Below are 20633 nucleotides of genomic sequence, written 5' to 3' on the forward strand. Positions count from 1 at the left end.
AACATAAGAGCCTAGTACATCTTAATTGTACAGGCTCTTAAATTTTTTATAGTCATTAAATTTAAGATAAGGTGTTATCTTTTTACATATTAAAAACCCTACACACTAGTAGATTATAATCCTAGTGTGTAGGGTTAATTTTTCACTTTAACTTATATACTAAAAAATTGTTTGAAGTCTTCGATGTTTAGAATGTGACCAATATAGAAACTACCAAATTCGCCATAACGAGCAGTCGTTTCATCAAAACGCATTTCATAGACAATTTTTTTGAATTGAAGTACATCATTTGAAAATAATGTAACACCCCACTCATAGTCATCAAAACCTACTGAACCTGTAATAAACTGTTTGATTTTACCAGCATATTTACGACCTATCATCCCATGGTTATACATTAAAGTTTTACGGTCTTCGATAGGTAACATATACCAGTTATAAGTTTCATTGCGTCGTTTATCCATTGGATAGAAACATATATATTCAGAATGTGGTAATTCAGGGTATAATCGTGCCTTAACGTGGGGATTTTCATAAGGATCCTCATCAGATTTGCCTGCTAAATAATTACTTAATTCTATCACTGACACATAGGAATAAGTTGGAATGAGATAGTCTGCGATACGTAATTTATTAAACTCATTTTCAATTTGATTTAACTCTTTCATTTCTGGACGTAAAAACCATAGTAAAAGGTCCGCTTTTTGACCTGTAATGTTATAAATTGCATGATCACCTTGATGTGATTCTCTAGCAACTGTTTTATCTTTAATAAATGTTTCCAATTCAGTAATCATTGCTTCACGATCATCTTCAGCAATTAAACGAAAAGTTGTCCAGTCTACTGCATAAAATAAATGTAAGCTATACCAACCATCTAAAGTTTCTGCTGCTTCACTCATTATTATTCGCTCCTTTTTCAAAATTTTTATTGGATTCATATCAAATTCTATCACAAACAGTCATTTAACTACTAAAAAAATGTTTACAAAAGCGAAATGGAATTCTGATGAAAAATAACGTATAATTTACTATGTAAACGTTATTATAAGAGAGAATTAAGGAGGATATTATGGCTGATTTATTATCTGTATTACAAGACAAATTATCCGGGAAAAATGTAAAAATAGTATTACCTGAAGGTGAAGATGAACGAGTGCTCATTGCTGCGACTCAGCTACAAAAAACTGACTATGTTTCACCTATCGTTCTAGGAAACGAAGATAATATTAAATCTCTTGCTTCTAAACACGCTTTAGATTTAACTCAAATTGAAATCATAGATCCAGCAACGAGTGAACTTAAAGATGAGCTTGTAGATGCTTTTGTTGAAAGACGTAAAGGTAAGGCAACTAAAGAACAAGCAGTTGAATTATTAGATAATGTAAATTATTTCGGAACAATGCTTGTGTATACTGGAAAGGCTGAAGGTTTAGTGAGTGGTGCTGCACATTCTACTGGAGATACAGTCAGACCAGCATTACAAATTATCAAAACTAAACCTGGTGTATCTAGAACATCTGGTATTTTCTTTATGATTAAAGGCGACGAACAATATATTTTTGGAGATTGTGCGATTAATCCAGAATTAGATGCTCAAGGACTTGCTGAAATTGCAGTAGAGAGTGCTAAATCAGCACAAAGCTTTGGAATGGACCCTAAAGTAGCTATGTTAAGCTTTTCTACAAAAGGTTCTGCTAAATCGGATGATGTTACTAAAGTGCAAGAAGCATTGAAGTTAGCTCAAGAAAAAGCTGAAGCAGATCAATTAGATCATGTAGTTATTGATGGAGAATTCCAATTTGACGCTGCTATTGTTCCTAGCGTAGCAGAGAAGAAAGCACCTGGTGCAAAAATTCAAGGTGATGCAAATGTATTTGTTTTCCCTAGTCTAGAAGCAGGTAATATTGGTTATAAGATTGCTCAACGTTTAGGTGGATACGATGCAGTAGGACCAGTCCTACAAGGATTAAACTCTCCAGTCAATGATTTATCTCGTGGTTGCTCAACTGAAGACGTTTATAACTTATCTATTATTACAGCTGCTCAAGCTTTACAATAATGGACTTAGCAACTAAATATTTTAATCAAATCAACTGGCGTTATGTCGATCATTCAAGTGGTTTAGAGCCCATGCAATCTTTTGCGTTTGATGACACTTTTTCCGAAAGCGTTGGTAAAGATTTATCTTGTAATGTAGTACGAACGTGGATACATCAACACACCGTGATTTTGGGCATTCATGATTCGCGTTTACCATTTTTAAGTGATGGTATTCGTTTTCTTACAGATGAACAAGGATATAATGCAATTGTTAGGAATTCTGGTGGCTTGGGTGTCGTATTAGATCAAGGAATTTTAAACATATCTTTGATTTTTAAAGGACAAACCGAAACGACTATTGATGAAGCCTTTACAGTGATGTATTTATTGATTAATAAAATGTTTGAGGATGAAGATGTTAGTATCGATACTAAAGAAATTGAGCAATCGTATTGCCCAGGAAAATTTGATTTAAGTATTAATGATAAGAAATTTGCCGGGATTTCGCAGCGACGAGTACGTGGTGGTATCGCAGTGCAAATATACTTATGTATTGAAGGTTCTGGCTCAGAACGGGCATTAATGATGCAACAGTTTTATCAACGTGCGCTTAAAGGGGAGACTACTAAATTTCACTATCCAGACATAGATCCCTCATGTATGGCATCTTTAGAAACCCTTTTAAATAGAGAAATTAAAGTGCAAGATGTTATGTTTTTATTATTATATGCACTAAAAGATTTAGGGGCAAACTTAAATATGGATCCTATTACAGAAGACGAGTGGACACGTTACGAAGGGTATTATGATAAGATGTTAGAACGCAATGCGAAAATGAATGAAAAATTAGATTTTTAGCAAGTGTGACACTATAGATAAGTCATAAAATGATAAGCCTGGGACAAAATGATTGTCCCAGGTTTTTTTACGTATTAGCAGTGATAGTTGATGTGAATAGAAAATAATTTTTTATTAATTTTCAATCAAGACGGGGTTCTAACCAAGAAAATTTCACATAGAAATTCAACAAAATAGGCAAGTGTTATTCGAGGTTAAAAGAGGACAACAAATTCAATTTGAATTCAATCTTACTACTATTTTGTTTAATAAAAATACCTTTCAAACAAAAGTTAAGATGACTTTGTTAGAAAATGATATATATTCTATCACAAATTTGTAGTATTATAGTTGAGGTGGAAAATTTTAAAAACTTTAGTAAAAAATTTAACGATGTTTACAAAATTGTCATTTAAGGTAAATATATTTCATGATTTTGATAACTCTTTAAAAGAGTTTTATAATATTAAAGTGTTGTGAAAACTTAAACAAAAAGTTATTATGCCCTTTTGTTGTTATTTTACTTTTAAATAGTTATAATGAACGCTTGATTATTGGCGATATGATAAATGTATTCGATAAAATTGACATTTAAGTGACATCTATCAAGATGAATATGTAAAGAAATTAAATTAATATCACGTAAAATAGCAAGTCAATCATTCTAACATCGTCAGTACATCTTATGAAGTGATATTTTAAAGAAGGTATATAAAGGTGAGAAAACATGACTAGACAAGGATACGGAGAATCTACTGGAAAGATTATTCTAATGGGTGAACACGCAGTTACATTTGGTCAACCGGCAATCGCAATTCCATTTAATGCTGGAAAAATTAAAGTCCTCATTGAAAGTTTAGATGAAGGTAATTATTCTTCTATCACAAGTGACGTATATGACGGAATGTTATACGATGCCCCCGAACATCTAAAGTCTATCATTAATCGCTTTGTTGAAAAAAGTGGAGTGAAAGAACCACTATCAGTAAAAATTCAAACTAATTTGCCTCCATCAAGAGGTTTAGGTTCAAGTGCTGCAGTAGCAGTAGCGTTTGTACGCGCCAGTTATGATTTTATGGATCAACCTTTAGATGACAAAACATTGATTAAAGAAGCAAATTGGGCGGAGCAAATCGCACATGGTAAGCCAAGCGGTATTGATACGCAGACGATTGTGTCAAATAAACCCGTCTGGTTTAAACAAGGGCAGGCCGAAAAATTAAAATCACTAAAATTAAATGGTTATATGGTTGTCATTGATACTGGAGTAAAGGGTTCTACCAAACAAGCAGTAGAAGATGTTCATGTATTATGTGAATCTGATGAATATATGAAATATATAGAGCACATTGGTACACTTGTTCACAGTGCTAGCGAATCGATTGAACAGCATGATTTCCATCATTTGGCTGACATATTTAACGCATGTCAAGAAGACTTGAGACATTTAACAGTAAGTCACGATAAAATAGAAAAATTACTTCAAATTGGGAAAGAACATGGTGCCATTGCTGGTAAACTAACTGGTGGAGGAAGAGGTGGCAGCATGCTTCTTCTTGCGGAAAATTTAAAAACTGCAAAGACTATTGTTGCTGCTGTTGAAAAAGCTGGCGCAGCACATACATGGATTGAACATTTAGGAGGTTAAATCATTGGTGAAAAGTGGCAAAGCACGAGCACATACAAATATTGCGTTGATTAAGTATTGGGGGAAAGCTGATGAAACTTACATTATTCCTATGAATAATAGTTTATCAGTTACCTTAGATAGATTTTATACTGAAACAAAAGTGACATTTGACCCTGATTTTACTGAAGATTGCCTTATTTTAAATGGTAATGAAGTGAATGCCAAAGAGAAAGAAAAGATTCAAAACTATATGAATATAGTGAGAGATTTGGCTGGAAATCGTTTGCATGCGCGAATTGAAAGTGAAAATTATGTGCCAACAGCAGCAGGACTTGCTTCTTCAGCGAGTGCTTACGCTGCTTTAGCTGCCGCTTGTAATGAAGCTTTGTCATTGAACTTATCAGATACAGACTTATCACGATTAGCTCGACGTGGTTCAGGTTCTGCTTCTAGAAGTATTTTTGGTGGATTTGCCGAATGGGAAAAAGGGCATGATGATTTAACTTCATATGCACATGGTATTAATTCCAATGGTTGGGAAAAAGATTTATCAATGATATTTGTAGTGATTAACAATCAGTCAAAAAAAGTATCTAGTAGGTCAGGAATGTCACTAACAAGAGATACTTCTAGATTTTATCAATATTGGTTGGATCACGTTGATGAAGATTTAAATGAAGCAAAAGAGGCAGTCAAAAATCAAGATTTTCAACGCTTAGGAGAAGTCATTGAAGCAAATGGTTTACGTATGCATGCCACTAACTTAGGCGCTCAACCTCCTTTCACGTATTTAGTGCAAGAAAGCTACGATGCTATGGCGATTGTGGAACAGTGTCGAAAAGCCAATTTACCTTGTTACTTTACAATGGACGCGGGTCCCAATGTAAAAGTTTTAGTAGAAAAAAAAAATAAACAAGCTGTGATGGAACAATTTTTAAAAGTATTTGACGAATCGAAGATTATAGCAAGTGATATCATTAGCTCTGGTGTTGAAATTATTAAGTAAGGAAGAGATAGAATGATTCAGGTAAAAGCCCCCGGAAAACTTTATATTGCAGGCGAGTATGCAGTAACCGAACCAGGATATAAATCTATTCTTATTGCAGTAAATCGCTTTGTAACGGCGACAATTGAGGCGTCAAATAAAGTTGAAGGTAGTATTCATTCCAAAACATTACATTATGAACCAGTTAAATTTGACCGTAATGAAGATAGAATTGAAATCTCAGATGTTCAAGCTGCTAAGCAACTGAAATATGTTGTGACAGCTATAGAAGTGTTTGAACAGTATGTGCGCAGTTGCAATATGAATTTAAAGCACTTTCATTTAACCATTGATAGTAACTTAGCAGATAACTCTGGTCAGAAGTACGGATTAGGTTCAAGCGCCGCTGTTTTAGTATCTGTTGTTAAAGCTTTGAATGAATTCTATGGTTTGGAATTATCAAACCTTTATATTTATAAATTAGCTGTAATTGCAAATATGAAATTACAAAGTTTAAGTTCATGTGGCGATATTGCGGTTAGTGTCTACAGTGGTTGGCTTGCATATAGTACGTTTGACCATGACTGGGTGAAACAGCAAATGGAAGAAACATCGGTGAATGATGTTTTGGAAAAAAATTGGCCAGGCTTACATATCGAACCTTTACAAGCTCCCGAAAATATGGAAGTCCTTATTGGATGGACTGGGTCTCCAGCTTCTTCTCCACACTTAGTGAGTGAGGTCAAACGTTTAAAATCAGATCCAAGTTTTTATGGTGATTTTTTAGATCAATCTCATGCTTGTGTAGAAAGTTTAATCCAAGCTTTTAAAACTAATAATATCAAAGGTGTTCAAAAGATGATACGTATAAACAGACGTATTATTCAATCTATGGATAACGAAGCATCAGTTGAAATTGAAACAGATAAGCTAAAAAAATTATGTGATGTCGGTGAAAAGCACGGTGGCGCTTCTAAAACTTCAGGTGCTGGTGGTGGCGATTGTGGCATTACTATTATCAACAAGGTAATTGATAAAAATATTATTTATAACGAATGGCAAATGAATGATATCAAACCATTGAAATTTAAAATTTATCACGGGCAATAAGTAAAGTAACTCGTGATATAAGTCATTTAGGGTTCGAGGCTCAACCGGGGGTGGGACTGTGTATTCAGTTCCACTTTCTTATTTAATTAGTATATGGTATGTATGAATTTTAAAGTGAAAAGTATCTTGAATTTTATAGTAAAAAGAGTAAAATAAATAGAGTTATATTAACGATGATGGTGGAAGAGTTTATATAGAAAGGTGGGTAGCAAGATGAAAAATAAATTTTTAATCTGTGATGAGTGTCAGGCTGTAAATTTAAAGTCTTTGAAGCGAAAATTAGAAAAATTAGATCCGGAAGCTGAAATTGAAATAGGCTGTCAATCTTATTGTGGACCAGGTCGACGTAAAACATTTGCATTTGTCAATAATCGACCACTTGCTGCGTTAACCGAAGAAGAACTTATGGAAAAGGTTACAAAACAATTAAAAAAACCACGTGATCCAGAAGAAGAAGAGCGACTAAGAAAACGTAACGAAGAACGAAAACGTCGTAAAGAAGAACAAGATCGCAAACTTAAGGAAAAGTTAAAGAAGCGCAAAGCAGAGAAATAAATGAATCAAAACCACCTGTGACATGAATTAATGTCGCAGGTGGTTTTAATGTTAGTAGTACATAATTAAGTTGCAAATACTAATATATTAAACCATTTAATTTTCATTACTTTGTAATATGGTAGGTTGTCGCATTAGATATGAATACTATCATATTCTTATTAAAGACTGATGAGTTCTAAAAAGGAATTCATCGGTCTTTAATTTTAAATATTCGTAATAGATAATTCCTATATTTTTGTAGTATCTAATCATCAAAGATCAAAGTATGGAGAGGAACGCAGGAGGTAAAATCACCTGCATAAGAACCACTAATGATCAAAGATCAAAGTGGTTCTAAAAACAAGTCATTAAAGGATTCGGTCATTGTCGGATGTGTGTATATATTATCTCTTAATACTGTGTAAGGAATATGTTGATCTATAGCAAGTTTGATTAAGTTAATCAGTTCTTCTGATTCTTTGCCATATAATGACGCTCCTAAAATTTCTTTTGTATCTTTATTAATCACTGCTTTAAATAAACCTCTGGAATCATTATTGATTTTATGACGGGGTATGTTACTGACAAAGACTTTATTGTCTAGAATATCGTATCCTTGTAACTTAGCCTCACTTGCAATTAGTCCTACTCTAGATAGGGGAGGGTCAATAAAGACAGTATAAGGTATTGCGCCACGATTTTCAGTTGTTCTAGAACCATCACCAAATAGATGCGATTTAATGATTCTATAATCATCGAGTGAAATATACGTAAATTGCAATCCACCTTTAACGTCACCTGCAGCGTATATGTGTTTCACTGTACTTTGCAAATGTTTATTTACAATCACTTCACCTTGTTTTCCAATTTTTACATCTGTATTTTCAAGACCTAAGTGATTTGTATTTGGCTTACGACCTGTGGCTAAGAGCACAGTATCAGCTGATATTTCTCCATGATTTGTGTGTATGATAGTTTGATCTTTATTGTTTGAAAATGCAATAGTGCTAGTATTAGTGTTTATAGTCACACCTTTATCTTGTAAATCTTTGACAATAAGATTTGCAATGTCTTGATCTTCATTTGTCATGATAGCATCACCACGCTCAAGAATTGTTACATGTGTTCCAAAATTTGCAAACATTGAAGCGAATTCGAGAGCGATATAACCGCCACCAATAATAACAAGTTCTTGAGGTTGATAGTCAATATTTAGTAATCCTGTAGAATCATATATATTTTGAGCTGTATCTATCCCTTTGATATCTGGGATATTCGCACGTGAACCAGTGTTGATTAATATCTTATCTGCGGTAATTGTTTCTTGAATTGTTCCATTACTATCCTGTAGTTCTATTATCTCGTTAGAAATAAATTTGGCGTTATAATTTAGAACATCTATATTGTTCTTTGAATTTAAGCCTTGATAGTTCTTGTTATTCAATGCTTGTACGACTTCTTTTTTTCTAGTAATAGACTCTTTGAATGAATTACCTTCAATACCATCATGAATTAATGTTTTAGTAGGTATACATCCGATATTAATCAGGTGTCTATACTTCCGTACATATGTTAATAAAATTCTATATCTTTTATTTCAATGGAATGCCTGTTTTTAATTTTTACATACTCTATGTCTATAGATTTAATAGCCATCTTAATGAAATCTGCTTTATCTTCTAACGAGAATATTTTCCACGATTCCAATAATGCATTTTTGAATTTTTTTATCTTATCTATATCTAGTGATTTTCTGGGTACTAATTCTTTTTGTTTTTCATATTCTGCGATTGTTTCGTCTGTTTCTTTAATCAATTCAAATAATTCTTCTTCTTGCATTAACCCTTTAGCATATAATTTATGATACCTTTTACGTTGTTCCATAATTTTATCTATATCAATAGTAACAACATCATCGTTTTGTTTTGTCTTTACTTTGTATTTGTCTAAATCTAATTTAGATAGGTAGTCACGAAACACTCTCAATGCTTCATTCTCTGAAAAACCGAAACTTTGTTTTTTAGTTTTACATGTGTTGCAATAATATGTTTTATAAGTAACATACCCTTTCTTTCTCTTTCTTGTTGCTGTGTTCATTGTTAATGTGCCACCGCATCTCGGGCAAATAAATTTACCTCTGAACACTGATACGTGACTGACTATTTTAGTGTTGATTCTTTCTTCTAATCTTTCTTTTATTTGTTGATACATTTCTTCGGTAATAATAGGCTCGTGAGAGTTTTCTATAAATACATCCCCCCAAGTATAATGACCTCTTGTAATAGGGCTTCTTAGCGCTCTTGTTATTGTTCTATCTTCCCATCTTTTGCCATTAGGAGGTGGTATATCTGAATCATTTAATTTTCGAGCTATACCTTTTGAGCTAACACCTTTCAAAACTTCATCGTATGCCCACAAAACTACTTTTTTATAATCATTAGGAATGTAAGTATTATCTATACGGTCATAATAAAAGGGTGGTGGTGTAAGTATCATGCCTTGTTTAATCGCTGCACGTTTTCCCATCATCACTCGTTCTCTAATCGTTTCACGTTCCCACTCTGCCATAGCACCAACTAATGTAACGAATAATCTTCCCATTGCTGTTGATGTATCATACACTTCAGTAGCGCTCCTAAATGCTACGTTATTCTGTTCAAATATCTCTAGTAAGTCCAATAAGTCACGTACATTACGTGTAAGCCTATCTAACTTGTATACTAAGACTAAATCAAATCGTTTAATATCATTCATCATACGTTGTAATTCTGGTCGTTCACGTTTAGCACCAGAGAAACCAGCGTCGATAAATACGTCTGACACACTCCAATCGTTTATCTCACAAAATGATTTGAGTTTCCTCTCTTGTTCTTCAATAGAATAACCGTGCTCTTTTTGTTCTAATGTACTGACCTGACACGAACGTAAATAGCTACGTTCATAATTCATCACCCCTTAAAAAAGTAAAAAAATAATAAGGGTAGGCAAGCTACCCGTTTTTTTTATTCACCTGTTGCGTCTATATAACTTTCTCCTTGATCATCAACTTTTTCTGTACCTACAGGAACATCTCCGCCACCGAAAGCAGAAGGGTGTCCACCACTATGTTCTCTAGGTGCAGATTGTTGCGTTTGTTCTTTATTAGTATTTCCTTGTTTTTGAGTGTTACTTTGTACGTTAGTATTTGCGTCTTTGCTTTCAGTATTATTAGCAACTTTGCTAGACTGGTTATTATCTGTATTATTTTCATTTGCAGAAGATTCTTGATAAGTGTTTTCTAAATCTTCATTTGATGAATAATCAACAGTTTTAAGTTTAGATAAATCATATTCTTTAGTGCCTAATTGATCTCCACCAATACCTTTAGAGAAATGTAATACTACTTTATTGTCGTTTTTCAATTGATAAGTAGCTAAACCTTTAGCTTTTTTGCCCTTTTTAATTGTATCGTTATAATGTTCTAACCATTCTTTATATTTACCATTATCTACAACTGTCATACCTGTGTCTAATTCGCTTTCTGTACTTCCTTCATCTTGTTTAACTGTCACACCTGCTGTCCATACGCTAGACGGTGTTATTTCTTCTTTGTTAGTTTTATTCTTAACCTCATATTTGATAGCAATTTCTTTGTTTCCAAATTCTTTATCTTTAATAATAAACGCGTCTTTAATATATAATACAGCTTGATCTAATACTAATGTATCATTTTTAAATTGAGGTTTATTTTCGCTAACGGTAGTACTTTTATTACCACTATTACTACATGCTCCTAGTACCAACAAACAACTTAAAATAAAAAATATAACCTTTTTCATTCTGCATCTCTCCTTTTATTTTTGATAACGCTTAATGGTTCAAAATGTATCGTGTAATCATCGTGGATTACAGACAAACCATATTTACTTTTATAATGTTTCAAACAATCTAAAACATATGCTTCCGTAACTTCGAAAAACTCTGATAATTCATAAAGACTGTTGATTCCTCGTCTATGTGCTTCTATCAAACCATCTAAAGAAATCACCGTTTCTTTAGCATAACGTCTAGCATAATTCTCAAACTTACGATTGTTGTACTCATCACTGTTTGTTATATTTCCGTGTGTTAACTTATGATGAGCTATTTCTTCTGCTAGTGTTTCTAACTTCTGCCTAACACTTCTATTATCATTGATAAATATTTCCCCGTCTAAATACAGACCGGACATGAAGTCCGGCATATATTTAGTTTCTGTAATAGGTAAATGGTCGTATTTAATCATCAAATCTTCATATTTACCCACTTATTATCTCCCCTTACTTTCTTCTGTTTCTTATGTAATCAATAAAATTCTCTACTTCTTTTTGTTCCTCCTCTGTTAAATCTGAATAATCCAAATGTGCTGCTACTGTTTCAGTTTTTTCTTTTTCTTCCCAACCCATAAGATAGGCTGGTGAAACGTTTAATGCTTCTGCTATAGGTTCTAAAACATCATAAGGCATATTTTCTATTTCATCTTTTTCATATCTGTAAACTGTTGCACGGTTTTTACCGATTTTTTCAGCCAATTTATCTGCTGACATTTTCATTTCTTTTCTACGTTTCTTTATTCTGTTACCAATACTCATTGTTTTCGCCTCCTGAAATCATTATATAACTTTTGTCGCATATATGCAACATAATATAGGTAGAAAAAAATAATTGTCGCAAATTTGCTTAAAAGTGTTGCATTTGTTTTGAGATGTGTTATTCTATGTTTAGTCGCAAGAAATGCGACAAGAAATGAGGTGTTTTTATGGTGGATGTTAACAAACTTCACGGAAAAGTAGTTCAGAACAAATATAATTGGACTACATTCGCAAAAGCTTTAAATGTTGACAGAACAACGTTACACAGAAAATTAAAATCAGATGGAGAAAAGCTTACTGTTGGAGAAGTTAACAAAATTGTTTCGTTGCTAAATTTAAATAAAGATGAAGCAATTGATATTTTTTTTAGTAAAACAGTCGCATAATACGCGACAAAATATGGTTATCGGGAGAATTAAATATGAACGAATTACAAACATTCAATTTTGAAGAATTACCAGTAAGAACTTTAACAGTAGATGACGAGCCTTACTTTGTAGGAAGAGATGTGGCTGACATATTAGGTTACTCAAGAGGGGCGAAAGCAATACAAGATCATGTCGATAAAGAAGATGTTCGTGTAGTCCCAATTCAGGACCGCACCGGAAGATATCAAAAATCTTCTTTAATAAACGAATCTGGTTTATACACATTAGTTATCGACGCAGCTCGACAAAGCAATAACAGAGATATTAAAGAAAAAGCAAAAGCATTTAAACGATGGATAACAAATGAAGTGTTACCTTCTATCCGTAAAACAGGCACTTATCAAGTTCCTGATAATCCAATGGACGCATTGCAACTTATGTTCGACGCACAAAAACAAACTAAAGAAGAAATTGCAACAGTGAAAGCAGATGTGATCGATTTAAGAGAAAACCAAAAATTAGATACAGGAGATTACAACTTGTTGTCTAGAACAATCAATCAACGAGTTGCTCATATCCAAAAGATACATGCAATTACAAATCAAAAACAGCGAAGTGAATTATTCCGAGATATCAATTCAGAAGTCAAAAAGATGACAGGTGCTACATCAAGAACAAATGTAAGACAAAAACACTTTGACGATGTTATTTCAATGGTTGCTAACTGGTTTCCGTCACAAGCTACATTGTACAGAATCAAACAACTAGAAATGAATTTAGAAAACGGACAATAAAAGGGGAGAGTGAAATGACAGAAAAACAATTATTAATAGAAGATTTAAAGTTGATAAATTCTTGCACAGACGAAGAGATTGAAGTAGCAGCAGAGTACTTACTAACACGATATCCACAAAGAGTGAGCAACTATCTAGACGACGAAAACAATCTAGCACTTGCCTATCACATATGTGGTTATGACGGTAAGTGCCAACAGAAATTTATCGAAGATATAAAGTTCACTCATAATGTGAACGTATTTTAAGGAGGGATAACAATGCCACCACACATTCAACAGATGCTATTTGATTTCGCATTAGAAAGAGGGTACATCGAAAAACTTTTAGAAATGAAAGGAGAGGATTAAATGAAGTACTTACTCAGTTACATGACGATGTTCATCGCAATGATCATCACATTAATTTTAGGAGGTGGTTTCTTTACGGTAATAGCATTTTCAATGTTAACGCTTATTTTCAGTAGCTTCTTTTGGGAGAAGTGGCTTGAGATAACAAAAAAGACTGAAACTTGCGCCAACAAGTAACAGTCAAAGAATTTGAAAATAAATATGTACTTAAAATTTACAACTAAATAAGGAGGTCGTCAAGTTGGAACACAAATTACTAAAAATTGCTAATGACTTAAATGCATTAATTATGCACACCAAAGAAAATGTTGAATGTTCTTTCCAAACAGGTGTTTGTGAAGATGAAGTGGTTTTATTCTTCCATCATTACTCAGATGAGTATAACGCAGAAGTTAAAAATATTTTGTTCGCTGAATACCATACGTCAGAAAATCTTCATGACAAATTCGAACTAGCTAAAAAAGTGATTAAAGGAGAGTGTTTGATAGATGAGTAATTTATTTAAATTGAAAGATAGTTACCAACAAGTTTACGACCTTATTGCAGAACAAGAAGATGAACAAATTTTAAAAGACACTTTAGCAAGTATTAATGACGCTATCGAAGATAAAGCAGATGGATATGTAGCAGTCATTAAGTCTTTAGAAGCAGATAACAATGCTATAGACGAAGAAATAAAACGATTAAGACAACGTAAAACTTCTAACCAAAACGGTGTCAAACGTTTAAAAGAAAGTTTACAGGAAGTCATGGAACAAACTGGAAAAGAGAAGTTCAAAACTGCGCTTAATTCGTACAGTATTGCTAACAACCCACCTAGCTTAGATGTCACAGATGAAAGTTTAATACCTAAACAATATTACGTCGAACAAGAACCTAAGCTAGATAAAAAAGAGTTGTTGAAAGCTGTTAAAGGTGGTTTAGAACTCAAAGGAGTAGAACTAAAACAAAATAGAAGTTTGAGGGTGAGATAAATGGCAGAAGAAAAACAAGAACAGGATATCCTAACTCAACTTGGAGTAAAAGACATCAGCAAGCAAAATGCTAATAAATTTTACAAATTTGCCATATACGGAAAATTCGGTACAGGTAAAACAACTTTTTTAACTAAAGACAATAACGCACTTGTGCTCGACATTAATGAAGACGGAACAACAGTTACAGAAGATGGTGCAGTAGTACAAATCAAAAACTACAAACATTTTGCTTATGTAATAAAAATGTTGCCTCAAGTAATTGAGAAATTAAGAGAAAACGGAAAACAAATAGATGTAGTAGTGATTGAAACAATACAGAAACTACGCGATATCACTATTGACGACATCATGAATGGTAAGACTAAGAAACCGACATTTAATGATTGGGGAGAGTGTGCTACACGTATTGTTCATATGTATAGATATGTCTCTAAGCTACAAGAACAATATCAATTCCATTTAGCGATAAGTGGTCATGAAGGTATCAACAAAGATAAAGACGATGAAGGCAGCACGATTAATCCTACCATCACAATTGAAGCGCAGGATCAAATTAAAAAGGCGGTTGTAAGTCAATCTGATGTACTTGCAAGAATGACAATTGAAGAGCATGAGGAGAATGGCCAAAAGTCATATGAATATGTACTTAATGCTGAACCCTCTAATTTATTTGAAACCAAAATAAGACATGCAAGCAATATAACAATTAACAATAAGAAATTTGTAAACCCTAGCATTACGGACGTAGTACAAGCAATCAGAAATGGAAATTAAAAATAACTAATAAGGACGGTAATTAATTATGAACTTTAATTTAAATTTACAAGGCGCACAAGAATTAGGTAACTACATGCAACCAGGACAATACAGTGTGAAAGTTAAAAACTTCGAAAGCAAAGAGAGTAAGAATGGACACCCGCAATTAGCGATCACATTCGCACATAAAGAAGAAGGAGAATTCACTCACTACGCTAATGGCGATACTTCTAATGATTTCGCTAAAAACTGGTTATACACATTCTTAAAATCAATAGGAATCCAAGATAATAACGGACAATTCAGCTTTACTGAAAGGGATGTAATTGAAAAACCAATTAATATTGAACTTGAACGTAAATATAATGACTACACAGAAAAATGGAACACAGTTTTAAAACGTTTTTGGAAATTTGATGGAAATCCAGTATATGAAAAAGTTGGGATTAAAGAGAACGAGAAAAACGAAGGTAATGAGCAATCAGGCAAACCAAGTGTTAATGACAATAGCAATCCTTTTGCGAATGCGAATGAACCTATTGATATACAAAATTCAGATCTCCCGTTCTGATTGGGTTGATATAAGTGTCGAAGATTATCAAATATAACCAAAGAGAAGATGGTTTGTATGATGTTGTAATTACTGGTATAGAAGTGCCAGAACAAGCTATTGATTTATTAAATATAGGCCAGCCTGTTGATGTTGATTGTTCAGTGATAGATCCAAATTCTATCACTGGCAAACAACGTAGGCTGATATTCGCATTATGTAACGATATAGAAGTGCATACAGGGCAACCTAGAGATTATATGAGACAAATGTTCCAAGACTATGTGAAGTTCTTATATGGATATGAACAGCGAATTTCATTAGCTGATTGTACAAGAACAATTGCTAAACAAATTATAAATGTAATGTTCGAATGGATATTCACTAATGGAATACCACTTAATTACAAAACAAGTGAAATGATGAAAGAAGATAAAAATTATCTTTATTGGGCAACTATCACTAGACATTGTGTTATATGTGGCAAATCCAATTCAGACCTAGCACACCTTGAAACAGTAGGTAGAGGTATGAACAGGAACAAGATAGACCACTACGATAAGCATGTTTTAGCGTTATGTCGTAAACATCATACAACGCAACACCAAATGGGGATAGACAGTTTTAACAAATATTACCAATTACAAAACAGTTGGATCAAAGTTGATGAACGATTAAACAAAATGTTGAAAGGAGTTAAAAATGAATTCGAGAGTAATAACTAAAGAAAATAAGAAAGAAATTGCTAATAGAATCAAACAAATAAGATTACAAAGAGATTTTGATATAAACGAATTCGCTTCAATCTTATGTGTTTCTCCTTTCTGTATAAAACAATGGGAAGAAGGCAAAAGAATTCCTAATCTTAAAAAAATAAAATTGATAGCATTCATATTCAAAACAACACCTGAATGGCTATTGTACGGGGAGTGAGATATATGGTTAAGTCAATTTTTTTACAAGATGGAGAAGAAATATTCGTAGATGATGAAGATTACGAAAGAGTGAATCAACATACTTGGTTTAAAGATTATAGTGATAATACGAGAATGATTGGAACTATTTTACCAGATAGAAAAAGGGTTAGTTTGACAAACTTTATAAAAGAAAAATCGTTCCAAAAAGAAAAAAATAATAATTTCACAAAAGATAACTTGTCAAATAAAGGGAATCATTCTAGATGGTCAAGACCAAGTTATAAAAGTATTTCTAAATATAAGGGTGTTACTTGGAGAAAAAATCGAAAAAAATGGATTGCTTTTATAAAAGTAGATGAGAAATCAAAGTATTTAGGTAGTTATAAGTCTGAAGATGAAGCAGCTATCGCATATAACAATGCTGTTATGGAGTATTGGGGTGGCAATGGTTATCTAAACAAGATAGGGAAAGATGATAGAACTCACAGAGATTATACCACATATAAAGATCGTCAAAAAAGAAGAAATAACAGAACTGAATATTACGGGATATTTCTTAACAAAAATAAAATCGGTGCAAGGATTAATTATCGTAAAAATGAATTTTTTATAGGCAATTTTAATAATAAAGAACAAGCTGCCCTAGCTTTCAATAAGTGTTCTGTATTTTTATTCGGTGAAGAGACTAAACTAAACAACGTTTCTATGACAGATGAACTCAAATAATTTATATCTAACTGGGAGATACCAAACAAAATTAAAGCGCTGAAAGAGGGTGCTGATGATGAATGAACAACCTAGTTACTACTCAATTATCACAGCGAACGTAAGATATGATAATCGGTTAACTGATAGTGAAAAGTTATTGTTTGCAGAAATCACATCTTTAAGTAATAAGTTCGGTTATTGTACAGCAACGAATAGCTACTTCGCAAAGTTATATGAAGTAGTAAAAGAGACTATCTCGAGAAGAATATCAAACCTTAACAAATACGGTTATCTAAAAATAGAAATAATAAAAAATGGTAACGAAGTCAAACAAAGGAAGATGTACCCATTGACGCAATCGTCAATACCTATTGACGTAAAAATCAATACCCCTATTGATAATTCCGTCAATACCCCTATTGACGCAAATGTCAAAGAGAATAATACAAGTATTAATAATACAAGTAATAATAATATAAATAGAATAAATACATTGTCGGGTAACCCGACTGCGTATCCTTACAAAGATGTAATCGACTACCTTAACCAACAAACAGGTAAGAATTACAAATCTACTACTAAGAAGAATCAAACAGTCATACGAGCAAGAACTGATGAGGGATTTTCACTAGATGACTTTAAAAGGGTTATAGACAACAAAGTTGCCGAGTGGAAAGGCACAAATATGGAGAAGTACCTAAGACCTGAAACGTTATTCGGTACTAAGTTTGAGGGTTACCTTAACCAAGAATTACAACCTAGTGGCATGGATCAGTTAGAACGTATGAAGTACGACGAGAGTTATTGGGACTAGGAGTGATTATAAATGCAATCAATGGAAAGTTTAGCTAGAAATATCAAACCTAGTAAAAACATCGTAGAAGAGGAGCACAACCTTAAATGTAGTAAGTGTGGTAATACCTATGACTACTACAAATTCAATAATGGACATGAGTTCAGACATGGTTGTGACTGTTCAATGATAAAAGCTGGTAAAGAAGCAGAGCGAAAAAGAAAACAAAAATATATCAACAGTATTTTTAGCCAATCAACAGTTAATGGCTCATTAAAAGATGCGACTGTAAATAATTACAAACCCCAGAACGAAAAGCAAGTATACGCTAAAAAAACGGCCATAGAGTACGTTAAAACATTCTCGATAGACAAACCCAAGTCTTTAATATTACAAGGCTCATACGGTACCGGAAAAAGCCATATAGCGTATGCCATAGCTAAAGCAATTAAAAACGAAGGATATTCAGTGGCTTTTATGCACATTCCAATGTTAATGGAGCGTATTAAAGCAACATATAACAAGAATGCTGAAGAAACAACAGATGAACTTGTACAACTACTAAGCAATATAGATTTACTAGTGCTTGATGATATAGGTGTAGAGAACACTGAACACACATTAAATAAACTGTTTTCAATCGTAGATAACAGAGTAGGTAAGAATAACATCTTCACTACAAATTTTAGTGATAAAGAACTTAATCAAAATATGAATTGGCAACGGATCAATTCGAGAATGAAACATAACGCTAGGACTGTAAAGGTACTAGGCGATGATTACAGGGAGCGTGACGCATGGTAACGAAAGAGAATGTTATGCAAATACTTGAGTGTTCCGATGTGTATGCTCAAAAAATGATTGATTGGTGCAGTGGTAATCAAACTGCACTTATCAAGTTAATCAATGACAAATTGGAAGAAAAAGGCAACAGACAGGCGATAACGGAGGTGTCCTAATGGGACTTATCGACGGACTTAAAAAGCAATACATGTTGTATCAAATTGACGGTTGGGAGATGTGTAGTGTGACGCCGTTAGGAGAAGATACATTCAAACTAGGTAACTATGCAGGCATACACTTTAGAAACACATTTTCAGGAACGGTAACGAAAGATGAGCTAGAAAAACTGAAACGTAAGCACAAGCTATTCAGAAAAGAAGAACTACAACAGCAAATGACAATTAACGAATTATTATTTTGAGGTGGAACTTTGAGTAAATACAATTCTAAAAAAGTTGAATATAAAGGTGTAGTGTTCGATAGCAAAATTGAATGCGACTTCTACCAGCATTTAGAACGTAACTTAGGCAAGGAATATGATCATATCGAATTACAACCTAGATATGAGTTGCTACCTAAGTTTGATAACCAACGTAAAACAGAATATATAGCCGACTTTGCATTATGGAAAGAAAACAAGCTGCTTGAAGTGATTGACGTCAAAGGTATGCCAACAGAAGTAGCGAAGTTGAAAGCGAAGATATTCAGATATCAAAACAGAGAAATACCACTCACATGGATATGTAAAGCACCTAAATACACAGGGCAAGAGTGGATAACGTACGAAGAACTTTTAAAAGCTAGACGAAAGAAAAAGAAGAAAGAGGTGTCAGATAAATGAATAGCTATGAAGTTCAAACGAGATTAGATTTTACGATTAAAGGTCATGTTAATGCGTTTGTTCCAGTTGAAAAAGGTCAAACACCTTCTGACGCAATAGAAGATTTTATAGAACAATTGTTAGAAAGTCCGAGAGATGTATTGAATTACGATATAGACATAGATGATTTAGAGGTGGAGTAAATGGAATTAGCAAGAAATAGAACTGTTGAATTTAAAAACAATAAATTATATTACGTTGTCAGAACTAAAGAGCAAAAACACTTATTACCAGTAGAAGATGTACACGAAGCTGAATGCACAGGTACACCTTGGAAGCTCATTGTAAGACGCATTAAGTATTCTGGCTATAGTCCTGAAGAAGCTTTATTCGAAGATTATAACGAACAAGACACAGAAACGAAAGAGAGAAAACGACTATCTCAATTAGAACACGAGGACAGAATGAGGTTGGTAAGACTAGAGCGACAAAAAGAATTGGACCTAAGACGTAAGAAACCACATTTATTCACAGTAAATCAAAAACACTCTCGTGGTAAATGGTGCACGTATCTTATGGAGAATGACATCTTTCCTAGAAAGGTGGTTAGATCATGAGTATTAAAGATTTGATTATAGGCGATAGAATCAGAATCCAAGAAGTTAACGGTGTTGAAATTACAGTGCAAATAAAAAATGTTTATCGTTTAGTTCAGGCAAGTCTTGATATAGATAAATGGGTTGCTGATGTAGAAGCAATTGACGGGAGAACTTGGACTATTGATGATTGTTATGATTTTTACTCATTACCTAATGGAAATGAAGGAACTAAAAAGACATTAGATGACAAGGTTAACCGCCCAACGCATTACACGTATGGAGATATAGAAATCATAGACTTCATAGAGCAGGTCACTAAAGATTACAAACCAGAGTTAGCATTTGCTATTGGTAACGCAATTAAGTATATCAGTCGCGCTAATCGTAAGAACGGAAAAGAAGATTTAGACAAAGCGCGTTGGTACCTGAACAGAGCATTTGAAAAATGGGAGGGTTAATGAAATGA

General features: G+C 33.3%; 29 protein-coding genes. 23 read left to right on the forward strand and 6 right to left on the reverse strand.

Features of this window, described 5'->3' with window-relative positions; genetic code table 11:
• Window positions 1-152 precede the first annotated feature (152 nt).
• On the reverse strand, window positions 153-902 hold the full coding sequence (gene hemQ, locus ACFFJP_RS19990; RefSeq protein ID WP_001832113.1) for a hydrogen peroxide-dependent heme synthase: 750 nt from the start codon (window positions 900-902) through the stop codon (window positions 153-155).
• Between the two features lie 170 nt (window positions 903-1072).
• On the opposite strand from hemQ, the gene pta reads away from it, so the two are divergent.
• From pta to ACFFJP_RS20020, 6 genes are all read left to right on the forward strand, one after another.
• Window positions 1073-2062, forward strand: coding sequence for a phosphate acetyltransferase (pta, locus tag ACFFJP_RS19995; RefSeq protein WP_001832032.1), 990 nt, complete (start codon window positions 1073-1075; stop codon window positions 2060-2062).
• Window positions 2062-2901: a lipoate--protein ligase family protein gene (locus ACFFJP_RS20000; protein WP_001832052.1), complete on the forward strand. Its 840-nt coding sequence runs from the start codon at window positions 2062-2064 to the stop codon at window positions 2899-2901. The genes pta and ACFFJP_RS20000 overlap by 1 nt, the downstream gene beginning before the upstream one ends.
• 706 nt (window positions 2902-3607) lie before the next feature.
• On the forward strand, window positions 3608-4528 hold the full coding sequence (gene mvk / locus ACFFJP_RS20005) for a mevalonate kinase (protein ID WP_001832069.1): 921 nt from the start codon (window positions 3608-3610) through the stop codon (window positions 4526-4528).
• 7 nt (window positions 4529-4535) lie between these two features.
• The gene (gene mvaD, locus ACFFJP_RS20010; RefSeq protein ID WP_002438736.1) at window positions 4536-5516 is read left to right on the forward strand and encodes a diphosphomevalonate decarboxylase; all 981 of its coding nucleotides are present in this window, start codon (window positions 4536-4538) and stop codon (window positions 5514-5516) included.
• Window positions 5517-5528: 12 nt separating this feature from the next.
• Window positions 5529-6605 carry a phosphomevalonate kinase gene (locus ACFFJP_RS20015; RefSeq protein WP_001832075.1) on the forward strand — a complete coding sequence of 359 codons (1077 nt, stop codon included), beginning with the start codon at window positions 5529-5531 and terminating at the stop codon, window positions 6603-6605.
• A gap of 213 nt (window positions 6606-6818) precedes the next feature.
• A complete protein-coding gene (locus ACFFJP_RS20020) occupies window positions 6819-7160 on the forward strand; it encodes a YuzB family protein (protein ID WP_001832090.1) in 342 nt (113 codons plus the stop codon).
• Window positions 7161-7485: 325 nt separating this feature from the next.
• Here the strand turns inward: ACFFJP_RS20020 and merA are convergent, their stop codons facing one another.
• From merA to ACFFJP_RS20045, 5 genes are read right to left on the reverse strand one after another with little or no spacing between them, the layout of a single operon-like run.
• Window positions 7486-8724 carry a hypothiocyanous acid reductase MerA gene (merA, locus tag ACFFJP_RS20025; protein ID WP_256322768.1) on the reverse strand — a complete coding sequence of 413 codons (1239 nt, stop codon included), beginning with the start codon at window positions 8722-8724 and terminating at the stop codon, window positions 7486-7488.
• Entirely contained in the window at window positions 8715-10091 is a 1377-nt protein-coding gene (locus ACFFJP_RS20030) for a recombinase family protein (protein WP_203164077.1), read from the reverse strand. Before ACFFJP_RS20030 ends, merA begins: the two co-directional genes overlap by 10 nt.
• Before the next feature lie 53 nt (window positions 10092-10144).
• Complete coding sequence (locus tag ACFFJP_RS20035) at window positions 10145-10960, reverse strand: DUF5067 domain-containing protein (protein WP_377248560.1); 816 nt, start codon at window positions 10958-10960, stop codon at window positions 10145-10147.
• Entirely contained in the window at window positions 10957-11427 is a 471-nt protein-coding gene (locus ACFFJP_RS20040) for an ImmA/IrrE family metallo-endopeptidase (RefSeq protein ID WP_377248563.1), read from the reverse strand. Before ACFFJP_RS20040 ends, ACFFJP_RS20035 begins: the two co-directional genes overlap by 4 nt.
• Before the next feature lie 13 nt (window positions 11428-11440).
• Complete coding sequence (locus tag ACFFJP_RS20045) at window positions 11441-11752, reverse strand: helix-turn-helix domain-containing protein (RefSeq protein WP_053091513.1); 312 nt, start codon at window positions 11750-11752, stop codon at window positions 11441-11443.
• A gap of 167 nt (window positions 11753-11919) precedes the next feature.
• On the opposite strand from ACFFJP_RS20045, the gene ACFFJP_RS20050 reads away from it, so the two are divergent.
• The 17 genes from ACFFJP_RS20050 to ACFFJP_RS20130 all read left to right on the forward strand — a co-directional run bounded on the left by ACFFJP_RS20050 (window position 11920) and on the right by ACFFJP_RS20130 (window position 20625).
• The gene (locus tag ACFFJP_RS20050) at window positions 11920-12138 is read left to right on the forward strand and encodes a hypothetical protein (RefSeq protein ID WP_047499919.1); all 219 of its coding nucleotides are present in this window, start codon (window positions 11920-11922) and stop codon (window positions 12136-12138) included.
• Window positions 12139-12173: 35 nt separating this feature from the next.
• Window positions 12174-12914 (forward strand): BRO family protein, encoded by a 741-nt coding sequence (locus ACFFJP_RS20055; protein WP_377248566.1) that lies wholly within the window; start codon window positions 12174-12176, stop codon window positions 12912-12914.
• A gap of 14 nt (window positions 12915-12928) precedes the next feature.
• Window positions 12929-13162, forward strand: a complete 234-nt coding sequence (locus tag ACFFJP_RS20060) for a hypothetical protein (protein ID WP_377248570.1) — start codon at window positions 12929-12931, stop codon at window positions 13160-13162.
• A gap of 343 nt (window positions 13163-13505) precedes the next feature.
• Entirely contained in the window at window positions 13506-13760 is a 255-nt protein-coding gene (locus ACFFJP_RS20065; protein WP_325973232.1) for a hypothetical protein, read from the forward strand.
• The gene (locus tag ACFFJP_RS20070) at window positions 13753-14238 is read left to right on the forward strand and encodes a siphovirus Gp157 family protein (protein ID WP_377248573.1); all 486 of its coding nucleotides are present in this window, start codon (window positions 13753-13755) and stop codon (window positions 14236-14238) included. Before ACFFJP_RS20065 ends, ACFFJP_RS20070 begins: the two co-directional genes overlap by 8 nt.
• Window positions 14239-15015, forward strand: a complete 777-nt coding sequence (locus tag ACFFJP_RS20075) for an ATP-binding protein (protein ID WP_237641289.1) — start codon at window positions 14239-14241, stop codon at window positions 15013-15015.
• Between the two features lie 28 nt (window positions 15016-15043).
• On the forward strand, window positions 15044-15568 hold the full coding sequence (locus ACFFJP_RS20080) for a single stranded DNA-binding domain-containing protein (protein WP_325973235.1): 525 nt from the start codon (window positions 15044-15046) through the stop codon (window positions 15566-15568).
• A 14-nt stretch (window positions 15569-15582) separates the two neighbouring features.
• Window positions 15583-16272 carry a putative HNHc nuclease gene (locus ACFFJP_RS20085; RefSeq protein WP_377248576.1) on the forward strand — a complete coding sequence of 230 codons (690 nt, stop codon included), beginning with the start codon at window positions 15583-15585 and terminating at the stop codon, window positions 16270-16272.
• Window positions 16250-16480 (forward strand): helix-turn-helix domain-containing protein, encoded by a 231-nt coding sequence (locus ACFFJP_RS20090; RefSeq protein WP_377248579.1) that lies wholly within the window; start codon window positions 16250-16252, stop codon window positions 16478-16480. The genes ACFFJP_RS20085 and ACFFJP_RS20090 overlap by 23 nt, the downstream gene beginning before the upstream one ends.
• A gap of 5 nt (window positions 16481-16485) precedes the next feature.
• Window positions 16486-17190, forward strand: coding sequence for an AP2/ERF family transcription factor (locus ACFFJP_RS20095; protein WP_377248582.1), 705 nt, complete (start codon window positions 16486-16488; stop codon window positions 17188-17190).
• Window positions 17191-17245: 55 nt separating this feature from the next.
• Window positions 17246-17986, forward strand: a complete 741-nt coding sequence (locus tag ACFFJP_RS20100; protein WP_377248585.1) for a conserved phage C-terminal domain-containing protein — start codon at window positions 17246-17248, stop codon at window positions 17984-17986.
• A 12-nt stretch (window positions 17987-17998) separates the two neighbouring features.
• Window positions 17999-18769 carry an ATP-binding protein gene (locus ACFFJP_RS20105; protein WP_377248588.1) on the forward strand — a complete coding sequence of 257 codons (771 nt, stop codon included), beginning with the start codon at window positions 17999-18001 and terminating at the stop codon, window positions 18767-18769.
• Between the two features lie 154 nt (window positions 18770-18923).
• Window positions 18924-19169, forward strand: a complete 246-nt coding sequence (locus ACFFJP_RS20110) for a DUF3269 family protein (protein WP_002497109.1) — start codon at window positions 18924-18926, stop codon at window positions 19167-19169.
• A gap of 9 nt (window positions 19170-19178) precedes the next feature.
• The gene (locus ACFFJP_RS20115; protein ID WP_107508698.1) at window positions 19179-19589 is read left to right on the forward strand and encodes a DUF1064 domain-containing protein; all 411 of its coding nucleotides are present in this window, start codon (window positions 19179-19181) and stop codon (window positions 19587-19589) included.
• A complete protein-coding gene (locus ACFFJP_RS20120) occupies window positions 19586-19771 on the forward strand; it encodes a hypothetical protein (RefSeq protein ID WP_107508699.1) in 186 nt (61 codons plus the stop codon). Before ACFFJP_RS20115 ends, ACFFJP_RS20120 begins: the two co-directional genes overlap by 4 nt.
• Window positions 19772-20185: an SA1788 family PVL leukocidin-associated protein gene (locus ACFFJP_RS20125; RefSeq protein ID WP_107508700.1), complete on the forward strand. Its 414-nt coding sequence runs from the start codon at window positions 19772-19774 to the stop codon at window positions 20183-20185.
• Window positions 20182-20625 (forward strand): DUF3310 domain-containing protein, encoded by a 444-nt coding sequence (locus ACFFJP_RS20130; protein WP_377248591.1) that lies wholly within the window; start codon window positions 20182-20184, stop codon window positions 20623-20625. The genes ACFFJP_RS20125 and ACFFJP_RS20130 overlap by 4 nt, the downstream gene beginning before the upstream one ends.
• The last annotated feature ends 8 nt before the right edge of the window (window positions 20626-20633 follow it).

It is taken from the genome of Rheinheimera tilapiae (assembly GCF_042432165.1).
Classification (GTDB): Bacteria; Pseudomonadota; Gammaproteobacteria; order Enterobacterales; family Alteromonadaceae; genus Pararheinheimera; species Pararheinheimera tilapiae.